Consider the following 26,777-nt stretch of genomic DNA (forward strand, 5'->3'; position numbering starts at 1 on the left):
ACGCGGCACAGCACTGATTTCGCGACGTTATTAACTATTCATTATTAATTATTCATTGTCTTTTCGGATTCGTTCAACGATCTTGGTGGTAGAAATGTCATCGATAAAATCGAGCACCTTCACCTCGCCGCCGTAGCCTTTCACAAACTCGTGGCCCACCACCTGATCCACGCTGTAATCACCGCCTTTCACCAGCACATCCGGCTTGATGGAGTCCAGCAGCGGCTCCGGTGTATCCGTATCGAACGCCACCACCCAGTCCACCGCTTCCAACGCGGCCAGCACCGCCATGCGACGCTCAAGCGGATTAATCGGTCGGCCCGGCCCTTTCAAGCGGCGAATCGATTCATCACCGTTGACCGCCAGCACCAGGCGATCCCCTTGCCGACGAGCCGTATCCAGATAGCCCACGTGGCCGGCATGAATGATGTCGAAGCAGCCATTGGTGAAGACAATTTTCTCACCCTGGGCACGGGCATCCTCGATGGCGATCAGCAACTGTGCTTCGGTCATCACACCACGGCCCAAGCCTCCTTCCTGGTGCACCGCACGGCGCAGTTCCGGCGCAGACACCACAGCGGTGCCCAGTTTGCCGACCACGATACCGGCGGCAATATTGGCCAGCGCCACCGCATCTTCCATGGCAGCACCGGCCGCCAACGACACCGCCAGCACGGAAATCACCGTATCGCCGGCGCCGGTCACATCAAATACTTCCCGGGCCCGGGCAGGCAGGTGCAGCTCCGGCAGCCCGTCGCGGAGCAGGGTCATGCCCTTCTCGCTGCGCGTGACCAGCATGGCTTGCAGATCCAGATCACGGATCAGCTGCTGCCCCTTTTCAATCAGGTCCTGCTCATCCTTTACTGCCCCCACCACCGCTTCAAACTCACTCAGGTTCGGCGTCAGCAGGGTCGCCCCGCGATAGGGCTCAAAGTCGGTACCCTTGGGATCCACCAACACCGGCACACCCGCTTCGCGGGCCAGCGCAATCAGACCGGGACAGTCACGCAGGGCGCCTTTGGCATAATCCGACAACACCAGCGCACCACAGTGAGACAGCTGCTGCTTAACCTGCTCGGCAAAAGGCGCCGGGTCCTGGCTGTGGAACGCTTCTTCAAAATCCAGCCGCAGCAGTTGCTGCTGACGACTAATCACCCGCAATTTGGTAATCGTGGGCAACCCGTCCACTTTCTGGAAATGGCAGCCCACTTCCGCCGCCGCCAGCCGCTCTTCCAGAATCGAGGCAGCTTCATCGCGGCCCGTCACCCCAACCAGCTCTGCACGGGCACCGAGGGCGGCCATGTTCAATGCCACGTTGGCGGCACCACCGGGGCGGTCTTCCAGCTCGGTAACGCGCACCACCGGCACCGGCGCTTCCGGCGAAATACGGCCGGTTGGGCCGTGCCAGTAACGATCAAGCATGACATCGCCAGCCACCAGAACGCGGGCCTGGGCAAAAGAGGGAATTTGCGGGTTTTGCATCAATGTCTCCAAAAGACAACAGAGCCGAATTGCCCGCAATTGTAGCATAGCGGTGGAGGCAAACAGGTTCTGACAGTACACTTCGCGGCACGCCGCTACCTGCTGACCGGGCACAACAATTACGCATCGCCACGCTGTCAGGGTATCATTCAGCAACTCTTGGCCAATTTCGGAGCAACAGGACACCCTATGCCGCCACTGCCCCCCAACATCATGCAAGGTCGCTGGTTACGCTGGTGGCTGACATTGTCATTTGCGGTGATGTTCAGCGGCGTATTCCTGTTCAACTCCCGCATCGGCCTGCTCAACGTGCTTGATGTGCTGTTCTTTCTGCCCGGGCTGACCCTGCTTACCCGCGCGGTGGTCAGTGGCGACCACCGGCTGATGACCTCGCCCTTTCTGGTTCCCCTATACCTGTTGCTCGCCTGGGCCCTGCTCAGCCTGGCCTGGGCGGAGGAACCCAACTCCTCGCGGACGGTGCGCGGCGTGGTGCAAATCGTGGTCATGGTGGGCCTGTTCCGCTGGTTGCACCTCTATTTCCGTAACACCTTCAAGCAAGCCATGGCCAACGGTGCCCTGTGCGCCATGGTTGTGGCCACGGTGGTGATGGTCAGCTATTACACCACCCAACCGTTCAGCAGCCCTCTCTTCAGCGAGCCTGCCAACCTGATTTTCCGCATGCCCTCCCTTGATCCCTCCCTGGCGCTGATGGCCATGGTGGCGCCGACCTTTATCTTGCTGGCACAGGGCATGGAAGAAGGCGCATCCGGCAAAGGCGGTCGCCGCCTGGTCGGCGCGGGTGTCGGCTTCGGCTTTTTATGCCTGACGTCTTTGCCGCTGGGATTGATGAGCCTCCTGTTTGCTGTCGCCTGGCTGATCAGCCGGGGCTCTCGCCGTTGGCTCAGCCTGATCCCGCTGGCCGCCGCCTTCTACCTGATGCTGCAGGGCAGCCACAGCGTGACGGTGAGTAATTATTTTGCTCATCCACTGATCGGCAATGGGCTGAACCACGAAACGCTGAATGGCGTGCTGGGGCGGAACGACAGCCATTTGCTGACGCTTGCCCATCCGCGCAATATCTTTTTGCTGCTGATCCACGGCCTGGGGCTGATCGGCCTGGTGCTGTTTGTCGCCAGCTGGGTGAGCCCGTTTACCGCGCTGCTGCAGCGCCAGATCAACTGGCATGACAATGCGGCCTACACCATTGCTGTGGTGCCCGGCCTGTGCATGACTTACGCGGCCGGCGCCTATTTACTGGTGCCGTTCCAGGCCAGCTGGCTCAGCCTGTGGCTGCCGTTAGCGCTCTTGCTGGCCCGCCTCAGTGAGCGCCCCGCCATCCGTCCGAATAGCCGCTGAGAGCCTCATGGGAAAACGCACCAACCGGCCTTCACGGCTCTCCGACCCTCGTCTCTACCCTAGCTGGCTGGGGGCAGGCGTTTTCTGGCTGATCGGGCAGCTGCCCTGGAATCTGCTGCTCGCCGCAGGACGAGGCCTTGGCCATCTCGCCTGGCATCTGGCAAAAAAACGCCGTCATGTTGTGCAAACCAACATCCGGCTTTGTTTTCCTGAATTACCCCCCCAAGAGCAGGAAGCATTGGCCCGCCGCTGCATGATCAGCACCGGTGAAGCCATTCTGGAAATGGCCGGCAGCTTCAGCAACCACCGTATCAAGCTGGGCGAACGACTGACCATCACAGGCATCGAGCACATCAGGAGTGCTCAAGCGGCGGGGCAAGGGGTGTTATTGCTGGGCATGCACTTTAACAGTGTGGATGTGGGCTCGCGCCTACTGAGCTACGCCCTGGATATTAATGCAGTCTACCGCCCCAACGACAACCCGGTGATTGACCGCCTGATTAACAAAGGCCGCCAAAAATACGTGGAAGGGATCGTCGATCGCATGGACATCCGCCAAATCGTGCGCCTGCTGAGAAACGGAAGAGTTGTCTGGTACGCCCCGGATCAGGACTATGGCACTGCCCATGCGGTCTATGTGCCCTTCTTCGGCGTTCCCGCCGCCACCATTACCGCCACCAGCCGCATCGCCCGCATGGGCAAGGCAGCGGTCATCCCCTGCGCGCACTATCGCTTACCTGGCGGCCGCTACGAGATCGAATTCGGCCCGGCGCTGGAAGACTTTCCTTGCGGTGACGATGAGCAAGACACCGCTCGCATCAATAGCACCATTGAAGGCTATGTACGCAAGTGCCCGGAGCAGTATCTATGGGTGCACAAGCGGTTTAAGCATCAGCCCGCTGGCCAGCCGAGGCCTTACTGATGGGCTTGTCTTCGTCACAGTCTCGCAGCGAGCGCGTTTTCTCAATCTGGCTAATCACCGGCCTGTTCCTTTACGTGACAGGTTTTTATCTTTCCCCAACCAGTAAAGGGCAGTATCTGACCCTTTATATTGGCATGATTCTGCCCGCACTCTATTTTTCCTTCTGGCGGTTCCGGGATTATTTTCTCCGACCGAACAACGCCCTGCTATGGGTTTTTGCTGCTGTATTGCTGCTATATTTGCCGTCAATGTGGGTTAGTGGTGACATTCTCGACACGCTGCGCAAGAACCTCAAACATGTCATTTTTGTACTGAGCTTTGCTATCGCCATCCGTCATGGTTATCTCCACTATCCATCCCTGATGGCTCGTCTACCCTGTCTGCTTTTCATATCCAGCACCGTGGCGCTTGCCTGCTTCTTCATTGCACTGGCGAAAGCAGGCATCACCCCTGGCGGAAATATTGGCATCGGCAATCTGGGGGAAAACCCCAATGAAACCGGCCTGGCATTGTCTGTGGGGCTAATTTGCCTGTTATCGCTCTGGCAACAGCATCCCAACAAAGCGTTACTGATACTCGCAATTCCATTGTGCATAGCAATTTACCTGGCCTATAGCCGCGCTGCCTTTCTCGGTTTGGCGGTTACACTTCCCTTTGCCATTGTCTTTTACCAAGGAAAATTCAAGCTCGCACTGATCTATCTGACGATGTGTGCTCTGGGGGCTACGCTTATCTGCACTCTGATGGCATTGGGCTACCTGGACGCGGACCAGCTGTTAAGTCGCAGGCCGACCGTATGGGACGCATTTCTCAGCGCCAACCCTGACTTCCACTGGCTTTGGGGGGCCGGGCTTGATGGTAGCGTCTCCGTTTTCTCCAAGACCCTGGGCTTGAAACTGGAGGCCCACAGCCTTTTCTTTGCGCTGTGGTTGCGAGGCGGACTATTCTCGCTTGCTGTTTTTATCGGGCTGGTTGCAGCATCTGTCCGACAGCAACAGGCCGGATCATCCCCAAGCAATGTCTGGCTCTATATACTTCTCTTTGGCCTGGTTACTCAATTCTTTGAAGGCATATATCCTGTCAGAGCACCAAATAGCTTTTGGCTATACACTTGGCTTCCTCTATTGATGCTAGCCTTGAGAGTTCCACCAGCCAACAATAGCCCCACTTCTCAGCCAGACACAGAGCGATAATAAAATGGCAGCCCCAAACCCGGCTCTATCCAGCATTGACAGCCCGGCCCGTCAGCAGGCTTTTGATGTGACTGTCATCGCCATGAAACATGAGATAGAGCGCCGCAACACCATAGAGAACAACCTGTCAGCCATCGGCCTGCGCTTCCGGTTTATTGATGGACTCAATTACGATGAGACGACAACGTGCAAGATAAAGCTCGGCTACCGGAAAGAGATGTCAGTAAAAACCATACAAAGAGAGCTGACCGCTCCGGAGATAGGCTGCTTTGTCAGTCATAGAGAAGCCTGGATTCAGGCATCCAGGAAAAACCGGCCTACCCTGATCCTTGAAAGCGACGCTCTCCTGGACTCTGAATCCGTGGAGATCATTGAAAGGTTGTGCAATCAGGCAGCACATCATGACCTGGTAATGCTTAATTATCACAAATGCATACCGTCTTTCTGGAAGCGGTCCGCCATTAACAGCAGGTACAGTCTGGTCAAGTTCGCCAATCGCCGTGTCCACTGTCTGGCCAGCTACCTGGTCAGCCCGGAAGGTGCCAGGAAATTGGCAGATCAAGCATCCACTTTTTACCTCACTGCAGACGACTATGCGACTGGCGGCTACATCGACAAGGACATTGACCTTTTTGCCGTCTTTCCCCGCTGCGTATCAATGTCTCATTTGGCAGATCAGTCAACCATTGAAGAAGCACGGCAGGAAGCCAGCAAACGAACAAAGAACCCCGACAAGAACAAGGCCTCTCTTTTCAGAAAAATCGAGCTATATCTCCGCAACCTCAGAAGGGCTCTACTCCCTCCATCAAAAGGGCTTTAACCCTTGCCCCTTATGAAAAAGACCGCGCCCGAACACCATAACCGCCTTCTTATTCTTAGCATTGAGCAACGCAGCATCGCCATCACCGAAGCTTTTGATGCCATCAAAACGCAGATAGATGCAGACATCGTTTATCTAACAAAACGGCAAATTCGCTTTCTCCCCTGGACACTAGCCAAGCTCGGCGCGAAGCGTTACCACCAGGTACTTGTCGACCTGCCATTCAAACGGATACATAAAAAACGCCGAGCGTTAAAAAAAATCAAGCGACTCTACGTCTACGAGGAAGATGCCTGCCAGGAAACTATGCCTGCCTCCAAATGGCGGGGAAAATTCAGCAACTTCTATCAGCACATTGCCCCTGAGAAAGTCCTGGTTACCGGAAGCGCAACGGCAGACAACCTCAAAAAAGAAGGCATCCCTGCGTTTTTTATTCCAAAAGGATACTCAAGCCACAACACCGGGCTGCTCAATACAAAAAGAGACATTGACGTTGGCTTCATAGGCCGCGTAAACAATGACGCCTACAAGAACCGGGCAGAGATCTTGAGGGACGCTCAGAGCGAGCTTGAATGCGAGATTATGCGCACAAGCACTCCCGAGGAATACAGGCGTACGCTCAACCGCATACGCTTCTTCTTCAGCGCAGATATAGGTCTAAACGAATACATGGCAAAGAACTTTGAAGCCATGGCTTGTGGCTGCATCCTCGTTGCCTACAGGCAAGGCAACAACGAAGAAGCTTCCCTGGGGCTGAAAGACATGGAAAATTGCATCCTCTACAACAACCTGGAAGAGGCAAAACAGAAAATTACCGAGATAAGGTCCAACCCGGAACGGGAAAACAAACTGAGGGACGAGTCCATCAATTTTTCCCGGAAATTCTCGCACTGGAATATGGGATTAACAATCAGTGAAGCCTTGAAGAGCTAAACTGGCGCCAATTCTTCTCGAAACGTTCTCGATCCTTTCTATTCCTCGCATTAATAATGCCAGGAACAAAAGAATGCGCCGCTCCATCAAGATCAATAAAGCTAACCACCCCGGTCTCGCTTGCCAATATATTCTGGGCCTTCATGTCACCATGACTGATACCTGCCCACTGAAAATGAGCCAGCCACTGGCGAACACTACCGGCAAGGCATTCAGCTCGGGGGCGTTCTTTCTCCATAAGTTCACTGAGGGGGCGCCCCGCAAGTCGAGGAAAGACAATCACACTGCTTCCTGCCTTTGCGCCCCGGGAAAACTCCGCCAGCATCACCGGTCGCGGAGTGGGAATGCCCAATAAAGCCCACAACCACCCTTGCCGCCAACTGATTGAAGCCCGGGACAAACCCAGCTTCTGTCTGGTGCGCGCCTTGATACCTGTTGCATGATAATGCTTCACCACCCAGTCATTATTGGCATACACCGAAACGCGGCTCCCGGCTTTCAGCAGCGACAAGGCATCAGGCTGTCGGCAATAGGATTTCCAGAGCTCGGAACACCTTCCTCCCCTGTCGCTAAAGTAGGTGACCTCAGGCTCTGGTTCCACCCGAATCGCGGTACAGTTTCTTTGCCACTTGCGGTGAGCCTTAACCATCCGGCGCTGTAGCGACTTGCGACAACGGGCTTCAAACCGGGGCATCTTAACCCCCTGCCGCGCCATAAACGCCAGACATTGGGTAATCAGTGTATGCTGCATTGCCAGGGGCGCCTGGGCACACATCAAGGCCAGATTATCGGCAAGCACGCCATACTTTCCCGGCCCAGGAGCGGGCTTCATCGCACCGGCATCAAGGCAAACAATGTCTCCACTATCCTGCACAAGGAAGTTCCCCAGATGCAGATCACTCTGCAACCAACCGGCATGATAAAGCTGCCACAGAGTTTCCAGAAAACGCTGAAACAAGGCGGGGTCAAAGGCGTTTTCCAGTTGCCCCCCCAAGCTCCGACCTGCAACCCGATCCATCAAAAGAACAGCATGAGCGCCCTGTTCAAGCAATGCCTGGGCATGCGGCACCCGAACCCCCTCCTTCGACAGGGTCTTCAGCAAGGTATATTCATGCTGCCCAGCCCCCTTCTTGTCGCCGAAGAACAGTTTGGCTACGACCGGCTGCCCCCTCCATGTACCATCAATCACCAAGCGCTTGCCCGGCAAATGTCGCAACACCCTGTCAGCGGCAAGAACCCCTTCCTCCAACTCGAGAAGGAATGGCTTCGCCTCATCCAGGCCCCACTGCTGCAAGTCGGAAAGCATCATCTTTTAACCAGGCTCATGATAAAACGACGAACATAGCGGGGCTGGATAGCCACACCGGGAGCCACACGCATCAACTGGCCATAGAGCTGGCGCACTTCAGAGAACCGCCGTGCCTGGTAGCATATTTTCAACAACGAAAGCAGCCGCCGCACACGATAAGGTTTGCGCAGCGTCTGCGCCCACGAAGGCATGACAGGATCATCAAAGATTGCCTCCTCCAGGGCCATACCGACCACCAGGGCAGCATTAACATCATGCCGACGACTATCCGGGTGTTTATGGATTCGCGCCAGCAGCGCTGGAGTCGCTACCGCAGGGAAATTTGCCAGCACCTTGGCGAAAACCGGCAAATCCTCTGTATGGCGAAGGTCGGGATCATAATGAATATCATTGAAAACCTGCCGATGCATGGCACAGGCACCATTGGACAGACTTAACCGCTTATCAAGATAGGCGGACAGGTTCTTTCTGCAATCGCGGGACACCGGTTCAGGGCGAGATTCTGAACAGCCGCCATCCACGCAGGAATAATGACCACCGACAAGCAAGCGAGCATCAACATTGTCATTGGCGCATGTTTGCAGGGCTCTCAAGGCATCCGGGCACAGCTCATCATCGGCATCCAGAAACAGCAACCACGGGTACCGAGTCTCTCTCACCCCCAAGTTACGAGCAGCGGACACACCCTGATTCTCCTGATTTATATAGCGCAATGTCGATGAATGCCTGGCCTGCAAGCGACGCATCACTGCATCGGTGTCATCCGTTGAGCCATCATTGACCACCAGCACCTCAAAATCAGCACCAGACTGATTCAATGCGGAAAGTACGGCACGTTCGACGCAGTGGCCATAGTTATAAGCAGGAATAACGACCGAAAACCCGCTATTCATATGTCTTTCCCGGGATGCTCGTTGAACTGCAGAGGAAACCGGGGCTCCACTTCATAATAACGCCGGTAGACCTTTTCCCCCTCGCGCTTGCACGCCCGCCACAGGGACGGGTCCTGCTCAAACGCTTCACGCAATGGCAGACCACTGTATTCGCGCACAAAACGCAGCATATCCCGTCGTGTCAGACCAAAACGAGCCGAAGAAAAATACAGCCCTCCCAAGTCTTTTACCCGCCAACGACGTGGCACAGAATGGCGCACCTGTGAACGGTGCAAATCAATCAGGAACAAGGGGGCGGTAGCATCCCGCTGCTGTACGGCGACAACCGGCATCAAAAAATGCGCCAAATAGAAATCACGGTGATTAATCCCTGCCCTGTGCATTCTTCTGGCAATTTCAGCCACACGGCGAATCAATTGCTGCTTGAACACCGCAGGCACGTTGCCCGTCTTTAGCCAGGCCTCACCAACCTCTTCCAGGCTCAAGGTGTTGACCAGCTCGTCGGTCACCAAAAACGACTCCTGCCGGGCCGGGTTTCGCCCACGCCAGCCATAACCGGCCACCGTCATGGTATCCAGGCCCGCCGCCCGCACCGCGTTGATAGCACGCACTTCCTGCATGGCCCCCACTACCGGCAGTTTTCCCTGGCTGATATTTTTGCTGATTTCGCGCCAGCCAATGCCACCGTGGTATTTCAGAAAATAACCCGCCCCGTCATGGAAAAAACGCAAGGTACGCCGCCCCTCCCGCTCACGAAATACCTCTCCTTGCTGACGAATTGCCTGCTCAAATGGATCCCTGCCCGCCCAGGCTAGCGCCAGGTCCTCGCGCAAAAACTGTCTCACAGCCCTTCCCCATGACAAGATTCCAGTGCTGACACAGCATGTTCGACCAAATCATAGATATCGGCAGAAGCAGCGAACGCTCTTCCTCTTTCCCGCCAGCCGTCCCGATCTGCCTCTACCAGTGAGCGAGCCGCAGCTACCATTTCTGAGAGTAACGCGTCATTCTCCATTACCCGCCCCATCATCGCGTTTTCAATGTAAGGTGCATAACCGCATGCCCGGGTCGTCAGCACCGGCAAGCCGGCAATAGCCGCTTCCAGAAGCACCGTCCCTGTGTTCTCCGCATAGGCCAGATGCAGCAACAGATCGGCGGACCACAGCCACTGGGGAACGTTGTCCTGCCCTCCCATGAAATGCAGCCGCGCCGTCACTCCGAGTCGACGAGCTTGCGCCACAAACCGATCAGACCGGTCATGGCCCACCACAAACAATTGCGCTTCAGGCAAGGCCGCGAGCATCTGAATAGCCCGGTCCAGCCCCTTGGTACGAAACCCTGAGCCAACGAACAGAAGCATGGTGTCATCATCATTCAGCCCTTGCCCCTGCCGGTGCTGAGCACGTGCCAGGGTAAAATCATCCGGCAATACACGGTCGCGGCGAATGCCGGGCGGAAGATCCACAAACCGTTGCGCTGCAGTGCCATAATGTTGCTGAAACAAGGCTTTCTGCGGATGCGAAATGGACAGGATGCGGGTGGCAGCGGAAGCCACGAACACCGCTCGTTCCATATTCAGTTTGCTGCGGTAACGGGGGAGCCAGGCAAGCGGTGGCGAGTAACGTTCCGCCAGGCACCCGTCTGCCGCATAGTACCAATCCAGCCCAGGCATCTTGTTAAACCCAACCCGCAGATCAAATTCTTTCCATAGCGCGGTCATTTTATTTGCGAACAAGGCATCGCGCTGATGATTACTGCCCGCGTTTACCGACACAAGTTGCACAGGAATTCCGGCCGGTCTGTCACCCTCCCAACGGCGGGTAAAGATGGTGACGTCATGCCCTCGCGCCACGGCAGAACGGGCAATGGCAAGCATATCCCTCTGCAGCCCCCCAAAAGGGAAGTACTCGAATAGCACAAACGCCATCTTCATGAAGCCACCCGCAACAGTTGTTGCCAGACGTGCCTTGGCTTGAGGCTACTAAAGCAAGGCGGCTCGATCCCTTTACCCAGTTCTCCACGGTAAGTGCACTTCTCCTGCACGCAGGGCGCGCAGGGAAAATCCGCCGCCAGCGACGAAGCACGCAGGCCTTGCACCCCGGTCAACATCGGGTCCGTAGGACCATACAGAGCCACCCCCGGCAATCCAGCCGCCGCCGCCAGATGCGCCAACCCGGTATCCACGGCGACGAAGGCATCCCAGCTCAACAGTTTGTCGGTAAGCGCATCCAGCCCCATTTTTGGCAACACACAAACGCGCTCCAGCCCCGCGGCCAACCGCTCGGCGCGAGCCTTTTCTTCGTCATTACCCCAGGGCAGATGGACACGGTGGCCATCACTGCAGGCCAGCTCGAGAAGCTGACGCCAGAAGACTTCCGGATAATGTTTGGTGGACCAGGTAGTGCCATGACAGAACACCAGTTCTGCCGGCTCACTCAAGGGCGTTGGCACATGCTCACGGGGTAGGCCATAGTCTGGCGCAGCATCGGGAAGGGTGTAACCCAGAGCCTGGGAAAACAATTGGCGAACCCGCTTGATGGCGTGCTGACCACGGGCCACGGGGAGCGGATGATCCAGCACTCTGGCCGACAACCCTTCCCGCGCAGAGTACTTATCCAGGCCGAATTTGGGACCACGGGAAAGGCGCGTAATAAACGCGCTTTTCAGCAAGCCCTGGGCATCAATCACCGCATCATAGGAGGTTGCCTGCACGGCGGACTTGAAAGCCGCCCACTCCCCGGAGCGGCGCGCCTTGATGGGATGCTTACGCCAGCGCCGCAGGGCACAGGGAAAGACAGTGTGAACGGCAGGGTGGCGGCGGGCCAGGTCGGCAAAACTGTCTTCCACTACCCAGTCCACCTGCAGATCAGGAATGGCAGCCCGGGCATCGGTGAGCGCCGGCAGGGTGTGGATCACATCCCCCATGGAGGAGGTCTTGATCAGAAGCACGCGCATGTCAGGACCCGTCGATTCGTTCAGGCATCCGCTGTTTCCAGTTGCTCCAGAGCCTCAATAACCTGCGAGGGTGGCAGCTGGCGCAAGCAGTTCAGGTGGCCCAGCGGGCATTCACGCTCGAAACAGGGGCTGCACTCCAGCCCCAATCGTACCACTGCCACCCGGTCGCCCAGGGGCGGCGTAAAGCCGGGGGACGTTGAGCCGTAGACGGCCACCAGTGGCCGCTTCAGGGCGGCCGCAATATGCATCAGGCCAGAATCATTGCTGACCACCGCCATGGTGGCCGAGAGCAGGTCCACGGCCTGCTCCAGGGACGTATTCCCCGCCAGCACTACCGCATGCTCATCGGCGCCGTTCGCCAACGCTCCGACGATCACATCGGCCACGGGCTGGTCTTTCCCGGAACCAAAGATCCATACCTGCCCGCCACGCTCGATCCAGTGCTGGGCCACTGCCGCATAGTGATGCTCTGGCCAGCGCTTGGCCGGCCCGAATTCAGCCCCGGGACACAGCCCCAGCACCGGGCGGTCCAGGTTCAGATTATGCGCCGCCATGGCCCCATTGCGCGAATCGTCACTGACCTGCAAGTGTGGAGCGGTAATCTCGTCCAGCCCCGGAACCGGTGCCCCTTCCGGCAACGCCAGCGCCACAAAACGCTGCACCATCAAGGGATAGCGTTCCTTATCCAGTTTGCGCACATCGTTGAGCAGCCCATAGCGCATTTCGCCGCGCCAGCCGGTGCGCACCGGGACCTTCGCCGAAAACGGCACCAGCGCAGATTTGAGCGAATTGGGCAGCACATAACTTTGCTGATAGTGGCCACGCAGGGATTTTCCCAGTGCGTGCCGCTCACCAAGACGCAAATCGCCATGATCAAACGGCAACGCCAAGGCCTCATGCACTTCAGGCATGCGTGACAGCAGCGGCCGGCACCAGGTCGGCGCCAGCACATCGATAGCACAATCGGGGTATTGATGACGCAGTTCGGAAAACAGCGTTTGCGCCATCACCATGTCGCCGACCCAGGACGGGCCGACGACAAGGATGGCGGAGGGCGAGTCGGTCAAGGTAGCCGGCATCCGCCTGTTTAGCTCACGTAAGTGAGCCAGTCTCCGTAGTCGTCATCCAGTTTGCCGCGCACCAGATCGAAATACACCGCCTGCAATTGCTCGGTGACCGGGCCACGCTTGCCGGCACCGATAATGCGGCCATCCAGTTCGCGAATCGGCATCACTTCAGCGGCGGTGCCGGTGAAGAAAGCTTCGTCGGCAATGTAGAGCTCGTCACGGGTGATACGCTTCTCGCGCACCGGATAACCACGCTCTTCTGCCAGTTGCATGATGGTTTTGCGGGTAATGCCATCCAGGCAAGAGGTCAGTTCCGGGGTGTAAATGATACCGTCGCGAACCAGGAACACATTCTCACCGGAGCCTTCCGCCACATAACCCTCGTTATCCAGCAGCAAGGCTTCATCGGCGCCACCGGATAGCGCTTCGTTCAGCGCCAACATGGAGTTCATGTAGTTGCCGTTGGCTTTTGCCTTGCACATGGTGATGTTCACGTGGTGACGCGTGTAGCTTGAGGTACGCACCTTGATGCCCAGCTCCAGCGCCTCCGGCGACATGTAGGATGGCCATTCCCAGGCAGCCACCATCACGTGCACTTTCAGGTTGTGGGCACGCAGGCCCATGCCTTCACTGCCGTAAAACGCCATCGGGCGCAGGTAGGCGTGGGGCAGATTATTTTCGCGAATCGCCGACAGATGCGCCTCGTTGATCTGCTCCTTGGTATAGGGCAGCTTCATGTTGAGGATATGCGCACTGTTGAAAAACCGGTCGGTGTGATCCTGCAGGCGAAACACTGCCGGCCCGCGATCCGTTTCGTAGGCCCGCACGCCTTCGAACACGCCCATGCCATAATGCAGAGTGTGCGTCAGTACGTGGACCTTGGCCTCCTGCCAGGGAACCAACTCGCCATCCAACCAGATAAAACCGTCTCTTACAGCCATCGACATGGCAGTGATACTCCCAGAACTAAGGACCTTTGAGCGAACGCCCTACAGGTCGAACCAATGCTTCCAGATCGTTCGCACGCCTTCACGCAAATCGCGGAATTGGGTGTCGTCGACAATGGATTTCTCTTTGCGCAACGAGGCGCGATGAGCCGCGGACCGGTAAGCCAGGTAGGCTTCCCGCAGCAGGCCGGCATCCTGAGCCGACATAATGTCCAATGCGGCCAGTGTTTCCAGCAAGCGCACATTATCGGTGAAGCGGGTGAGTTCACCGTGGGAGGAGGCCCATCTCAGAACCCCGTATTGCACCATAAATTCGATATCAACGATACCTCCCGGATCCTGCTTGAGGTGAAAAGTGTCCGGGCTTTTGTCGGCCAGGTGATCCACCATCTTGGTGCGCATGGCCAGCACATCCTCGCGGAGTTTCTCCTGCGGACGTGAATCGCACAGCACCTGATGGCGAATATCGTTAAAGCGATTACGGGCACGGCTGCAGCCAGCCACGACCCGGGCGCGGACCAGCGCCTGATGCTCCCAGGTCCAGGCATCGTTGCGCTGGTATTTTTCGAACGCATCCATGGAGCTCACCAACAGGCCGGCGCTACCGGACGGACGCAAACGCGTGTCCACCTCATAGAGCTGGCCGCTCATGGTACGCGTGCCGATGATATGCACGATGCGCTGCCCCAGGCGGGCATAAAACTGCTCGTTGGAAACAGACTTGTCCCCGTCGGTCATGCCGCCACTGGCTGCATCATGCAGGAACACCAGATCCAGGTCTGAGTTGTGACCCAGCTCGATGCCCCCCAGCTTGCCGTAGCCCACCACCACAAAATCCGGGCTGCAAGGCTGGCCGTCATCCCGCGATGGACGCCCGTGGCGTTCCACCATGGGCTCCCAGGCCAGCATCACCACCTGATTAAGAATGCTCTCGGCCAGCCAGGTCAGGTAATCACTCACCTTCATCAAGGGCAGCACTTCAGTCACTTCCGACGCGGCCACCCGCAGCAGGTGAGCCTGCTTGAAGTTACGCAGCACCTCCATCTGCTGTTCCAGATCGTCCTCCGCAACCCGCAACAGCTGCTGACGCAACTCGTCATCCAGCTCTGCCCGCTCCGGCGGCGAGTAAAGGGTGCGCACGTCGAGAAGTTCGTCGAGCAATACCGGGTGGCGGGTGAGTCGCTCGGCGATCCAGGGGCTGGCGCCAGACAACTTCACCAGCTGGGTCAATGCACTGGGGTTTTCCACCAGCAGCGCGATGTAAGCACTGCGGCGCAGCACCGCTTCCACGAAGGCGATCAAACGCGTGGCGGTGGTTTCGCCATGCCCCTGGTACCCCAGGGCCTCGAGCATCAGCGGCATCAACCGGTCCAGTCGCTCACGACTGATGGTCTGCATATTTTCCACCGCCCGGCTGTTGCGGAACACATCCAGCCGGGCATACACAGCCTCTGCATCCTGCACCCCAATGGCACCGAGCTGAGCCACGGCAGCATCGTCTTCCAGCTCGCCCAGCCACAAGTCCAGCAGCTCCTGGTCCGCCCCCTGGGCGGCATCGGTTTCCTGCTCCGGGTCAGCGATCACCTGACTGAAATGATGGCGCACACTTTCCCGATAACGGCGCAGCTTGCGCTCAAAGGCGGCCCGGGCAGAAAAGCCCATGGCAAAGGTAAGCCGCTGCCAGCCCAGCTCGTCATCCGGCAGGCGCTGGGTCTGTTTATCTGCCACCGCCTGCAGGCGGTGCTCCACATCCCGCAGGAACAGGTAGGCTTCGGTGAGTTCGTCGGCCACATCCTCGGGCAGCAGTTCCAGCTCCACCAGTTGCGGCAACACCTTGATCAGGTTCGGTTCACGCAGGGCCGGCAGCTGGCCACCACGGATCAGCTGAAACGCCTGCACAATAAATTCCACTTCACGAATGCCACCGGCGCCCAGCTTCACATCCGCCTGCATGCCCTTGCGGTTCACTTCCCGCTCGATCAGGGACTTCATTTCCCGCAGGGACTGGAAGGCGCCGTAGTCGATATAACGGCGATAAACGAAGGGGTTCAAGCGCTTGATCAGGCGATCACCGGCCTGCAGATCGCCGGCCATGGGGCGCATCTTGATCAGCGCATAACGCTCCCATTCACGGCCCTGGGTCTCGTAGTAACCCTCCATGGCATCAAAGCCGATGGCCAGCACACCACTCTTGCCCCAGGGGCGCAGGCGCATGTCCACGCGGAAGACAAAACCGTCAGCGGTGGTCTGGTCCAGCGCCTTGATCAGTTGCTGGCCCAAGCGCACAAAGAACTGATGGTGGGTCAACGCACGGCGCTCGCCTTCGATTTCACCCTCATGCTCGTAGGCAAAAATCAGGTCGATATCGGAAGACAGATTCAGCTCGTGGGCACCCAGCTTGCCCATGGCCAGCACCACCAGCCTGACCGGGTTACCGTCCGGGTCCAGCGGTGCACCACTGCGCTCACAGGCCCAGCCGTACAGCACCGACAGCGCCTCGTCGATGAGGGTGTCCGCCAGCAACGACAGGTCCGCCACGGCACTGTGGTAATCACCAATCCGGGCCAGATCCCGCCAGACAATGCGCACCATATGACGATGGCGCAGGCGGCGCAGGGCCCGCTTGAGGTCGTCCTCGCTGTCGCATTGCGCCAGCAAAGTGCGGATTTCCTCTTTCAGGGACGACGCCGCCAGCGCCTGGCTCAGGTCACTGGCCAGCAGCCACTCCCCCAGCCCCGGATCGCGCTGAAACTGGGCCGCCACGTAGTCAGAGCCCGCCCATACACGGGGCAAGTCGGCCAACAGAGCGTCGGGGATACGGTGGCCGGATTCAACAAAGTGCATCCAGTGCTGGCTGACCAGCACCGACAGTTCATCCGGCAGGGAGTGATATTGGGGTTCATTCATGGGCGGCTATTGTCGTACGGCGAAGGGAAAGCTACAAGCACAACGCCTGACGCCTGACGCCTGACGCCTGACAAGGATTCCGGTTTCCGGATTTAAACGCCAGGCTTCCGCTCACCCCATCAGGATATCCTGGGATGGAGTCACCCGCATCACCTCTTCAATAGTGGTCAAGCCTTTCGCCACTTTCATGGCACCGCTGATACGCAAGGGCTTCATCCCCGATTTCAGCGACGCCCGGGTGAGGGTTTCCAGGTCTGCACCACGGGTGATGTGATTCTTCAGAGTGGTGCGCAGCGGCATGGTTTCATACACCCCCATACGGCCCCGGTAGCCGGTCCCCCGGCATTCCAGGCAGCCCACCGGCTGATAGAGGGTCTCCGGCATTTTCATCTTGAAGGGGCGCACCAGCTCGTCCCAGGCTTGTGGGTCCGTTTCACTGGGCGCCTTGCAGTTCGGGCACAGGGTCCGCACCAGCCGCTGCGCCATCACCCCCAGCACGGTGGCACTGATCATGTAGGGCGGCACGCCCAGGTCAATCAGACGGGTCACCGAGGACGGCGCATCATTGGTGTGCAAGGTGGACAGCACCAGGTGGCCGGTAAGCGCCGCCTGAATGGCCATATCGGCGGTTTGCAGGTCGCGAATCTCACCGATCATGATGATATCCGGATCCTGACGCAGCATGGCCTTTACCCCCTGGGCAAAATCCACATCGATATTGGCCTGAATCTGCATCTGATTGAAGCTGGGCTCCACCATTTCGATGGGGTCCTCAATAGTGCAGACATTCACCTCGCTGGTGGCCAGCTGCTTGAGGGTGGAATACAGCGTGGTGGTTTTCCCCGAACCAGTAGGGCCCGTCACGAAGATGATGCCATGGGGGTGGCTGGTCATCTTGTTCCAGGTTTCGTGATCCTCTTTGGTAAAGCCCAGCTGCTCGAAGCTGCGCACCAGCACGTCCGGATCGAACACCCGCATCACCATCTTTTCCCCAAACGCGGTGGGCAGCGTGGAGATACGCAGTTCAATCTCATCCCCTTCCGGCGACTTGGTCTTCAGTCGCCCATCCTGGGGCTTGCGCTTTTCCGCCACGTTCAGGCGGCTAAGGATTTTCAAACGGCTGGTCACCGCCGCCATGATGGCAGCGGGCAACTCGTACACATCGTGCAGCACCCCATCGATGCGAAAACGCATCTTGCCGGTTTCCCGGCGTGGCTCCAGATGGATATCACTGGCTCGCTGGGAGAACGCGTACTGCAGAATCCAGTCCACAATATTGACGATATGCTGATCGTCAGCGTCGTGATGCCCCTTGCCCACTTCCAGCAATTGCTCGAAGTTGGTAATCCCCGACATTTCCTGCCCGGTATTACCGGCCGCACCGGCGATGGAGCGGCTCAGGTTATAGAACTCGATCCGGTAACGGCGCATCTGCTCCGGATTGACCAACACTACTTCCAGCTCACGATCGCGCAACACCTGCTGCAAATGCGGCTGCCAGTCACGTACGAACGGTTGATCGCAGGCCACCACCACCTTGTCACGGTGCACTTCCACCGCCACGATGCCGTGGCGCTCGGCGAAAGCGTAGCTCATCACATTGGTGACCTGATCCACATGCACCTTGAGCGGATCAATGTTGTACACCGGCAAACCACTCTTGGCCGACAGCCACTGGGTCAGAAAATCCACATCCAGCAACTGATGGGTATCGGTCCGGTCCGTGAGGCGGTATTTGGCCAGCACCTGGATGGCGTGCCAGTTCAGCTCTTTCTTCTCGCGCGGCGTGGTAGAGATGACGTTGAAATCTTCCTGGCTGACGCGCCCCTCATCCAGCAATTCGCGCATCAACCAGCGCACATCAATCAGCAGCCCGTCCAGCTTGGCGGGATCAGCGGGGGCGTTAACGCTTACTTTCGTCACTCTCTCTACTCTCCCAAATTCTTCACAGCACGCGGCCAGTGCCCGCACCACAACGCAGGAACATGCATACAGCCCCGGTGAACCGGAGTCATCTCATTATTCTGGCGTAGACCAAGGCGGCCTATCAGCCTCTTTACTGTAACCCTAACACTGAACCCCTGACAGCCCCGTCCGCTTTCTCTATACTCGCGACCCAATTCATGACGGAACTGTGACATCGTTGTCACCGGCCCGCCGCCGCTACCCGCCAGCAGCGAATAGCGGCATGATGGGAAGCTGTTTCCAACCCTAAAACTTGGACCCGAGGCGCCTATGTCCTTTGGAAGCTCCATTGCCGGCCTGTTCGGCCGCTCGCCAATCAAACCCCTGCAACAACACTACGACACCGTTCACGACTGTGCCCGCACGCTGGCGGACTTCTTCGCCGCCGTGACCGATAACGACTGGGACAAGGCCCGCGCAGCACGCAAGCGCATCGCGGAGCTGGAAAACCAGGCCGACGAGCTGAAAAAAGAGTTCCGGCTGAACCTGCCCAAAAGCCTGTTCCTGCCCATGCCCCGCACCGACCTTCTCGACCTGATCAGCGTGCAGGACAAGGTGGCCAACAAGGCCAAGGACATCTCCGGGCTGATGCTGGGCCGGCAGATGACGATTCCAGCGGTACTGGCTGATGTCATGCTGAGTTATGTGCAAGGTGCCATCGACACCTCCGCCCAGGCCCAGAAAGCCATCAACGAACTGGATGAGCTCATCGAAACCGGCTTCAGTGGCCGTGAAGTCCAGATCGTGGAAGAGCTCATCGAAGAGCTGGACCGGCTGGAGCGCAACAACGACGAGCAGCAAATCACCATCCGTTCCACCCTGTTCAAGCTGGAAAGCGAACTGCCCCCGGTGGATGTCATTTTTCTCTACAAGATCATCGAATGGGTAGGCGATCTGGCTGATCGCGCCCAGAAAGTGGGCGGCCGCCTGCAGATGTTGGTCGCACGCTAGGAGAGTTCTTATGGAGTGGATGTTAGAGCATAGCTACCTGATGCTGCTGCTGGCTGGGGCCTTCGGTTTCCTGATGGCCTGGGGCGTAGGTGCCAACGATGTGGCCAACGCCATGGGCACCTCGGTGGGTTCCGGCGCCCTGACCGTGAAACAGGCGGTAATGATCGCCATTGTCTTTGAATTCTTTGGTGCCTACCTGGCCGGTGGCGAAGTGACCGCCACGGTCCGCAAGGGGATCGTGGATGCCGGCGTCTTTTCAGAATTCCCCCACTATCTGGTCTACGGGATGATGTCCGCGCTACTGGCCGCCGGCATCTGGCTGATTGTGGCCTCCTGGTTTGGCTGGCCGGTTTCCACCACCCATTCCATCGTCGGCGCCATTGTCGGCTTTGCCGCCGTGGGCGTGGGCATGGATGCGGTTAACTGGAGCAAGGTGGGCAACATCGTCGCCAGCTGGGTCACCTCTCCACTATTGGCCGGTTTCATCTCCTTCGCGTTAATCAAAAGCGTGCAAAAACTGGTACTGAGCCAAGACGACCCCTTTGAACGCGCCAAACGAGTCGTGCCGTTCTATATGTTCCTGGTGGGCTTCGCGATTAGCGCCGTCACCTTGCTGAAAGGCCTCAAGCATATCGGCCTGGACATCAGCTATGCCGCCAGCCTGGGCTGGTCTGCCGTTGGCGGGCTGATCGTCGCCCTGATCGGCGCCGCCTTCCTCAGCCGCATTCAACCGGACCCGGAAGCCGACAAGAATTTCCGCTTTCACTCCGTGGAGCGCATCTTTGCGGTACTGATGATTTTTACCGCCTGCGCCATGGCGTTTGCCCACGGCTCCAATGATGTGGCCAACGCGGTAGGCCCGCTGGCTGCCATCAACAGCGTCATCGTCAACGAAGGCATGATCGGCGGGGAAGCCGCCATGCCCGGCTGGATCCTGCTGGTCGGCGCCATGGGCATCGTCTTCGGGCTGGCCATTCTCGGCGCCCGGGTCATGGCCACGGTGGGCAAAAACATCACCGAGCTTACCCCCAGCCGGGGCTTTGCCGCCGAGCTCGGCGCTGCCGGCACCGTGATTCTGGCTTCCGGCACCGGCCTGCCCATCTCCACCACCCACACCCTGGTCGGGGCGGTACTGGGCGTAGGCATGGCCCGGGGCATTGGCTCTCTCAATTTGCGAGTGGTAAGCACCATCTTCACCTCCTGGGTCGTCACTCTGCCCGCCGGCGCCTTGCTATCGATCCTGTTCTTCTACTTCTTCAAGGGACTGTTTGGGGCATGAAACGCCTGACGCTCGACGCCTGAAGCAAGACGCTCACGCCGCCCCTTCGGGCGGCGTTTTTATTTGGCGTCGAGCGTCCGGCATCTGGCCTCAGGCGTAATTCGCTGGCTATACTGGCCTGTCAGTCACTTAGAGCCGAGACGCCCGTGTCCACTAGCACAACCCCGAACACCGACAGCCAGGTTCACTGGTTCCGCAATTCGTCCCCGTATATCAATGCGCACCGGGGCCGAACCTTTGTGGTCATGCTGTCCGGGGAGCTGCTGGACGGCCCGCGCCTGCCTACCCTGATTCACGATCTGGCACTGCTGAATAGCCTGGGAATCAAACTGGTGCTCGTGCATGGCGCCAGGCCACAAATATCGGCCCGGCTGGCAGAATCCGATATTGAGTCCACCTTTGAGCAGCACATGCGCATCACCGACAGTGCCGCGCTGGATAGCGTCATGGCGGCAGTCGGCGCATTGCGCCTGAAGCTGGAAGGCCTGTTCTCCATGGGGCTGGCCAACTCGCCCATGCATAACGCCAGCATCCGTCTGGTCAGCGGCAACTTCGTAGTGGCCAAACCGGTAGGCGTGCGCGGTGGCTTCGATTACCAACACACTGGTGAAGTGCGGCGCATCGACGTGGATGCCATTCGCCAGCAACTGGGCAACGGCAACGTGGTGCTCCTCTCGCCGGTTGGCGGCTCGCCCACCGGCGAACTGTTCAACGTCAACGCGGAAGAAGTAGCCTCCACTGCCGCCATCGCCCTGGGCGCCGACAAGCTCATCATCATGGGCGAGCACCTGCGCCTGGCCGATACGCAAGGCAACCTGGTGCGCGAACTCAGCCCCCAGCAAGCCGGCAAACTACTGGCCGGCGATCAGTACGAAGATAACGGCGTGGACCGGCAGCTCACCGCCGCCTGCCACGCCGCCAGCAATGGCGTGGCCCGGGCCCACCTGCTCGACGCCCAGGTGGACGGCGCACTGATCAAGGAACTGTTCACCCGCGACGGCTGTGGCACCCTGGTGACGAGGGAAAACTACGAAACCATCCGTGGCGCGCGCATTGAAGACGTGGGCGGCATTCTCGAATTGATCGAACCATTGGAAGAAGACGGCACCCTGGTGCGCCGGTCAAGAGAGCTACTGGAAAACGAAATCCAGCGCTTCGCCATCATCGAACGCGATGGCATGGTCATCGCCTGCGCCGCCCTGTACCCCTTCCCCGAGGACAAGACCGGCGAACTCGCCTGCGTCGCCGTTCACTCCAGCTACCGCAAAGGCGAACGGGGCGCCCAGGTACTCGCCTACCTGGAACGGCGGGCACGGGAACAGGGCCTGCACAGCTTGTTCGTGCTCACCACGCTCACCGCGCACTGGTTCCAGCAACAGGGGTTTGAAGCGGCGGGAGTCGATGCACTGCCGGGAGCCCGGCAGTCGCTGTATAACTGGCAACGGAATTCGAAGGTGTTTGTGAAGGGGCTTTGAAGGTTTTCGCCTGTTTTCTAGCGCCTCAAACACCGGTTTGGTGAAGGTGGCGTTTTTTGGAACAAAAAAGGTGACAGCATTGCCCAATTCGAATGCTTTGACTTGTTATGCATTACAAGCCCTGCCAGTCCATATAAGCGACAATTGCACCATCTTGTTTCGGCTTCTTTATTGCTGCTTGATTCCATTTTCGAATTAACTCCAAGTCGTAAGCTGCTTTGGCGATTGCTATTGCATAGTTTGAACAATACTCCGAAAACACTGGATCATTATTTTTTAGAAGACCTAAAGCTTCATCATCTCGGTGAAGATCTAGTAGAACCGCTGCATAGTTATTTATGAACAGTGGCGAGTTTTCACCGTTCTCATATGCAGCCTGACATATCGACACAGCCTGTTCTAAAGAGTCCGTAAAGTAGTCATAATTAGTCCATGCTTTTCGATGAAGTTCTTTCGTATCTTCAATAACGCTCATAATTCGAATCTATTTAGTGCATAACGCTGAGCTTTGCGGCAATTTTGGATCCGCAAAGCGGTGGAAAAACTTTCCAACAACAGCGGCTTGTTATGTCTGCTTTCGGCACTTACCAATTAATAGTTCCCTGATTTCTCAGAGGGATAGCGGACTTCTTGATTTCTAGCATCCCTGGGCCTGTAGCAAAGCCTTGGCTGTTTAAGTACATTTCCAAGCCCTTTAAAGCTGTATTTCCTGCTGAGGGCGGAAGTCGAACTGAGGATATTGGCAGCCTTGCCCTCTGAAAAAGCCGTTCGTGGTCACTTTGAAGAAAAATGCTGTCCAGGTAAGGAATAAAGATCCCGCTATTTGACCGAAATTTTCTTAACTCTCTAGTTTGGACCAGGTTAGGGTAAAAGACTGCCCTCCACTCCCTTTCTTCAGAAAACCCGGAATTCTTGAATGCCAGCATGGGTAGAGTGAAAAGGTTATGAATCAAACCCTTAATTATTCCTGTCGTGGTTTCCGGCAAATCCTCAAGCTGTCCTGTGAGCCCCGACTTTTCTATGAGAGAGGAGACTTTGTTGATAATTTCCTCAATTATTCTTTCTTTAACGTCATTATCGTAAATGACAGGAAGAAGGTTTGCGTATACAACAATATTGCCCTTACAGGCCGCGAGGCTTGAATCTGAAACATCAAACTCTAAGCAGTACCCGCAAGCTTCGCTACCGTATGCTCGCCACTGACTGAGCAAGTCGTCCGTATCACAAAAAGAAACGAGATGCGGCGACATGACGTCGTGGAACACTTCGTCAAAATCAGAAAGCAGGGCGCCCAAAGTGGAAAAAACTGGTTTATTTGTCTCTGACAACCTTTTTATTACTCGCTCCAAACCATCTTTCATTTCCTGAGAATCATTCAGGAATCTGCAATCAATAGCCCACAGCGATTGACTTTGAACAATACCATCAAGCCCTTGCGCCGAAGTGTAATGAAATAGAGATGTCGGAATTTTTTTCCCTGATGAGTCAATAATTAGCTGCTCAACGTATTCATGTAGATTCGTGAATTCGGAAACCAAAGGCCCAAGGTCTTCAAATTGCTTTTGGAATTGTTCAAACGACAAGATCCGACTCCTCAGAGGACATAACAGATATTAGGAAGCCGGCTCGAATATCGAATGAACGTGTCGGCTTCATATCACAGTTATAAATTTCGCATATCGAAAAAGAAAACCTTGTTTCTGAGCATGTTACACAGCCCAGACTGGTCGCATTATTCAATATGTTGACTTCTTCGTTTGCCCGGACCAATAACACTGTCCAGACGCCAGATATTTCCTCTCCGCTTTAACGCTTCCATTCTTCCTCACAAACACCGCATAAAGGCTAGGCGACTCCAAGGGAAAACCAGAATGCTTAATGTTGTGGCCGCAAGCCGGAAGCCTCTCCCATGCGATTCGCTCAGGCCTTCGTGTTTAACGCGAAAACTCACTCTATCTCAGCAACTTACAAAAATATGTAAGCCAAATCCTACATATTCAACTGGCGCGCGGGTGAACAACGGCTTTGCCGCCCTTTGCTGTCACAAACACTTTCGCCTGCCCTGGAGATCGCCCACGAAGAAACCGTGGAAGCGAGTAACGAGTTTCAAGTCACGAAAACAGGAAAGACGAGCCCACGGAGGGTTTTGCCTTTCGAAACTCGCTTCTCGCAACTCGAAACGCCATTTTCGCGCCCCACCGAGCGAAGCGAAGGAACGCCGGCAAGGCGGCCCCAAAGGGGTGAGCAGAGCGAATAACTGGCGCTCCTACAGCTTGGCTCGAAGGCCGACCGAATCCCTACAGCCCGGCCCCTCTCTGGGTTACAATGCCGGGCTTATGTCCCGCTATTGACCATTACGAGGTTCCCATGCCGCAGTATCGCTCCCGTACCACCACCCATGGCCGTAACATGGCCGGCGCCCGTGCCCTGTGGCGCGCCACGGGCATGAAGGACGGGGACTTCGGTAAACCGATTATTGCCATCGCCAACTCTTTTACCCAGTTCGTACCCGGGCACGTGCACCTGAAGGACATGGGCCAGCTGGTGGCCGGTGAAGTGGAGAAGGCCGGGGGCATCGCCAAGGAATTCAACACCATTGCGGTGGATGACGGCATCGCCATGGGCCACGACGGCATGCTCTATTCCCTGCCCAGCCGCGACATCATTGCCGACTCCGTGGAATACATGGTCAACGCCCACTGCGCCGACGCCATTGTCTGCATCTCCAACTGCGACAAGATCACCCCCGGCATGCTGATGGCTTCCATGCGTCTGAATATTCCGGTGATCTTCGTGTCCGGCGGCCCCATGGAAGCGGGCAAGACCAAACTGGCCGAGGGCAAGCTGGATCTGGTGGACGCCATGGTCATGGCCGCCGATGACAGCGTGGACGAAGAAACCCTGAATGAAGTGGAGCGCTCCGCCTGCCCCACCTGCGGCTCCTGCTCCGGCATGTTCACCGCCAACTCCATGAACTGCCTGACCGAAGCGCTGGGCCTGTCCCTGCCCGGTAACGGTTCTCTGCTGGCCACCCATGCCGACCGTCGCGAGCTGTTCCTGGAAGCCGGTCGTCGCATCGTGGATATCACCCGGCGCTATTACGAGCAGGACGAAGACGCTTTGCTGCCACGCAATATCGCCTCGGTGAAAGCGTTCGAAAACGCCATGAGCCTGGACATCGCCATGGGCGGTTCCACCAACACCGTACTGCACTTGCTGGCAGCGGCGCTGGAAGGTGAAGTGGATTTCACCATGGAAGACATCGACCGCCTCAGCCGCAAGGTGCCGTGCCTGTCGAAAGTGGCCCCGGCCACCCAGAAATACCACATGGAAGATGTGCACCGCGCCGGTGGCGTCATGGGCATTCTCGGCGAACTGGACCGGGCTGGCCTGCTCAACCGGGATATTCCCATGGTGCATTCAGCGTCCGTGGCCGAGGCCCTGGAACATTACGACATCATTCGCACCCAGGATGAAGGCGTGAAAAAGATGTTCACCGCCGGCCCGGCAGGCATCCCCACCCAGACCGCCTTCAGCCAGGAAACCCGTTGGGGCAGCCTGGACGACGACCGCGAAAACGGCTGCATCCGCAACTACGAAAACGCCTACAGCAAGGACGGCGGCCTGGCCGTGCTGTACGGCAACATCGCCGAGCGCGGCTGCATCGTGAAAACCGCCGGGGTGGACGATTCCATCCTCAAGTTCACTGGCCGCGCCCGGGTCTTCGAATCCCAGGACTCTGCGGTACGCGCCATCCTCGGTGATCAGATCGTTGCCGGCGATGTGGTGGTGATTCGCTACGAAGGCCCCAAAGGCGGCCCGGGCATGCAGGAAATGCTCTACCCCACCAGCTACCTGAAATCCAAAGGGCTGGGCAAGGAATGCGCATTGCTGACTGATGGCCGTTTCTCCGGCGGCACCTCCGGCCTGTCCATCGGCCACGCCTCTCCGGAAGCGGCAGAAGGCGGCGCCATTGCCCTGGTGAATGAAGGCGACACCATCGATATCGATATCCCCAACCGCACCATCCGTCTGGATATCAGCGATGAAGAGCTGGCACATCGCCGCACCCACATGGAAAACCGTGGCAAGCTGGCCTTCAAACCCAAGGAAATCCGTCCACGCCGGGTCTCCACCGCCCTGAAAGCCTACGCAGCCCTCACCACCAGCGCCGACCGTGGCGCGGTACGTGATCTGAGCCAGATCGGCGAGTAAGGCGCGAAGCAAATCGCGAAGCAAATAAAGAGGCGGCCCCATTCAAATGAGGCCGCCTTTTTTGTGCCTCGCAATCGCAACCCGATGACTCAGAACTTACCGTAGGAG

21 protein-coding genes are annotated in these 26,777 nt (G+C 57.6%); 9 read left to right on the forward strand and 12 right to left on the reverse strand.

What is annotated here, in order from left to right; genetic code table 11:
* Positions 1-48: 48 nt before the first annotated feature.
* On the reverse strand, positions 49-1,482 hold the full coding sequence (gene hldE / locus ADG881_RS07830; RefSeq protein WP_007150398.1) for a bifunctional D-glycero-beta-D-manno-heptose-7-phosphate kinase/D-glycero-beta-D-manno-heptose 1-phosphate adenylyltransferase HldE: 1,434 nt from the start codon (positions 1,480-1,482) through the stop codon (positions 49-51).
* Positions 1,483-1,671: 189 nt separating this feature from the next.
* Between hldE and ADG881_RS07835 the strand changes: the two genes are divergently transcribed.
* From ADG881_RS07835 to ADG881_RS07855, 5 genes are read left to right on the forward strand one after another with little or no spacing between them, the layout of a single operon-like run.
* On the forward strand, positions 1,672-2,838 hold the full coding sequence (locus tag ADG881_RS07835; protein ID WP_007151619.1) for a hypothetical protein: 1,167 nt from the start codon (positions 1,672-1,674) through the stop codon (positions 2,836-2,838).
* Positions 2,839-2,845: 7 nt separating this feature from the next.
* Positions 2,846-3,760 carry an LpxL/LpxP family Kdo(2)-lipid IV(A) lauroyl/palmitoleoyl acyltransferase gene (lpxL, locus tag ADG881_RS07840; protein WP_007148415.1) on the forward strand — a complete coding sequence of 305 codons (915 nt, stop codon included), beginning with the start codon at positions 2,846-2,848 and terminating at the stop codon, positions 3,758-3,760.
* Positions 3,760-4,953, forward strand: coding sequence for a hypothetical protein (locus tag ADG881_RS07845; protein ID WP_007150802.1), 1,194 nt, complete (start codon positions 3,760-3,762; stop codon positions 4,951-4,953). Before lpxL ends, ADG881_RS07845 begins: the two co-directional genes overlap by 1 nt.
* A 4-nt stretch (positions 4,954-4,957) precedes the next feature.
* Positions 4,958-5,773: a glycosyltransferase family 25 protein gene (locus ADG881_RS07850; protein ID WP_007151422.1), complete on the forward strand. Its 816-nt coding sequence runs from the start codon at positions 4,958-4,960 to the stop codon at positions 5,771-5,773.
* A gap of 12 nt (positions 5,774-5,785) precedes the next feature.
* Positions 5,786-6,706 carry a glycosyltransferase gene (locus tag ADG881_RS07855; protein WP_007150360.1) on the forward strand — a complete coding sequence of 307 codons (921 nt, stop codon included), beginning with the start codon at positions 5,786-5,788 and terminating at the stop codon, positions 6,704-6,706.
* Here ADG881_RS07855 and ADG881_RS07860 read toward each other — a convergent pair.
* The 9 genes from ADG881_RS07860 to ADG881_RS07900 all read right to left on the reverse strand — a co-directional run bounded on the left by ADG881_RS07860 (position 6,684) and on the right by ADG881_RS07900 (position 18,707).
* Positions 6,684-8,015 (reverse strand): AarF/UbiB family protein, encoded by a 1,332-nt coding sequence (locus ADG881_RS07860; RefSeq protein WP_007149786.1) that lies wholly within the window; start codon positions 8,013-8,015, stop codon positions 6,684-6,686. The genes ADG881_RS07855 and ADG881_RS07860 overlap by 23 nt on opposite strands.
* A complete protein-coding gene (locus ADG881_RS07865) occupies positions 8,012-8,908 on the reverse strand; it encodes a glycosyltransferase family A protein (RefSeq protein ID WP_007149928.1) in 897 nt (298 codons plus the stop codon). Before ADG881_RS07865 ends, ADG881_RS07860 begins: the two co-directional genes overlap by 4 nt.
* Positions 8,905-9,753: a lipopolysaccharide core heptose(I) kinase RfaP gene (gene rfaP / locus ADG881_RS07870; protein ID WP_039926431.1), complete on the reverse strand. Its 849-nt coding sequence runs from the start codon at positions 9,751-9,753 to the stop codon at positions 8,905-8,907. The genes ADG881_RS07865 and rfaP overlap by 4 nt, the downstream gene beginning before the upstream one ends.
* Entirely contained in the window at positions 9,750-10,841 is a 1,092-nt protein-coding gene (locus tag ADG881_RS07875; protein WP_039926433.1) for a glycosyltransferase family 4 protein, read from the reverse strand. The genes rfaP and ADG881_RS07875 overlap by 4 nt, the downstream gene beginning before the upstream one ends.
* A complete protein-coding gene (waaC, locus tag ADG881_RS07880; protein ID WP_007149321.1) occupies positions 10,838-11,863 on the reverse strand; it encodes a lipopolysaccharide heptosyltransferase I in 1,026 nt (341 codons plus the stop codon). Before waaC ends, ADG881_RS07875 begins: the two co-directional genes overlap by 4 nt.
* A 20-nt stretch (positions 11,864-11,883) precedes the next feature.
* Positions 11,884-12,942: a lipopolysaccharide heptosyltransferase II gene (gene waaF, locus ADG881_RS07885; RefSeq protein WP_007149264.1), complete on the reverse strand. Its 1,059-nt coding sequence runs from the start codon at positions 12,940-12,942 to the stop codon at positions 11,884-11,886.
* An 8-nt stretch (positions 12,943-12,950) separates the two neighbouring features.
* Complete coding sequence (locus ADG881_RS07890; protein WP_039926435.1) at positions 12,951-13,877, reverse strand: branched-chain amino acid transaminase; 927 nt, start codon at positions 13,875-13,877, stop codon at positions 12,951-12,953.
* Positions 13,878-13,919: 42 nt separating this feature from the next.
* On the reverse strand, positions 13,920-16,784 hold the full coding sequence (gene glnE, locus ADG881_RS07895; RefSeq protein WP_007149467.1) for a bifunctional [glutamate--ammonia ligase]-adenylyl-L-tyrosine phosphorylase/[glutamate--ammonia-ligase] adenylyltransferase: 2,865 nt from the start codon (positions 16,782-16,784) through the stop codon (positions 13,920-13,922).
* Between the two features lie 111 nt (positions 16,785-16,895).
* Positions 16,896-18,707: a GspE/PulE family protein gene (locus tag ADG881_RS07900; RefSeq protein WP_007149473.1), complete on the reverse strand. Its 1,812-nt coding sequence runs from the start codon at positions 18,705-18,707 to the stop codon at positions 16,896-16,898.
* Between the two features lie 312 nt (positions 18,708-19,019).
* Here ADG881_RS07900 and ADG881_RS07905 point away from each other — a divergent pair, with 312 nt between their 5' ends.
* The 3 genes from ADG881_RS07905 to argA all read left to right on the forward strand — a co-directional run bounded on the left by ADG881_RS07905 (position 19,020) and on the right by argA (position 22,454).
* The gene (locus ADG881_RS07905; RefSeq protein WP_007150518.1) at positions 19,020-19,700 is read left to right on the forward strand and encodes a TIGR00153 family protein; all 681 of its coding nucleotides are present in this window, start codon (positions 19,020-19,022) and stop codon (positions 19,698-19,700) included.
* 10 nt (positions 19,701-19,710) lie between these two features.
* A complete protein-coding gene (locus ADG881_RS07910) occupies positions 19,711-20,979 on the forward strand; it encodes an inorganic phosphate transporter (RefSeq protein WP_007150635.1) in 1,269 nt (422 codons plus the stop codon).
* A 146-nt stretch (positions 20,980-21,125) separates the two neighbouring features.
* Positions 21,126-22,454 (forward strand): amino-acid N-acetyltransferase, encoded by a 1,329-nt coding sequence (gene argA, locus ADG881_RS07915; protein ID WP_007149885.1) that lies wholly within the window; start codon positions 21,126-21,128, stop codon positions 22,452-22,454.
* Between the two features lie 112 nt (positions 22,455-22,566).
* On the opposite strand, the gene ADG881_RS07920 is transcribed toward argA, so the two are convergent.
* Positions 22,567-22,929, reverse strand: a complete 363-nt coding sequence (locus ADG881_RS07920) for a hypothetical protein (RefSeq protein ID WP_039926436.1) — start codon at positions 22,927-22,929, stop codon at positions 22,567-22,569.
* A gap of 109 nt (positions 22,930-23,038) precedes the next feature.
* Positions 23,039-24,037 carry a DUF2971 domain-containing protein gene (locus tag ADG881_RS17235; RefSeq protein WP_007148866.1) on the reverse strand — a complete coding sequence of 333 codons (999 nt, stop codon included), beginning with the start codon at positions 24,035-24,037 and terminating at the stop codon, positions 23,039-23,041.
* A 784-nt stretch (positions 24,038-24,821) separates the two neighbouring features.
* On the opposite strand from ADG881_RS17235, the gene ilvD reads away from it, so the two are divergent.
* Complete coding sequence (ilvD, locus tag ADG881_RS07930) at positions 24,822-26,669, forward strand: dihydroxy-acid dehydratase (protein WP_007150779.1); 1,848 nt, start codon at positions 24,822-24,824, stop codon at positions 26,667-26,669.
* Positions 26,670-26,777 lie beyond the last annotated feature (108 nt).

Source organism: Alcanivorax sp. DG881 (assembly GCF_000155615.1).
Lineage (GTDB): Bacteria > Pseudomonadota > Gammaproteobacteria > Pseudomonadales > Alcanivoracaceae > Alcanivorax.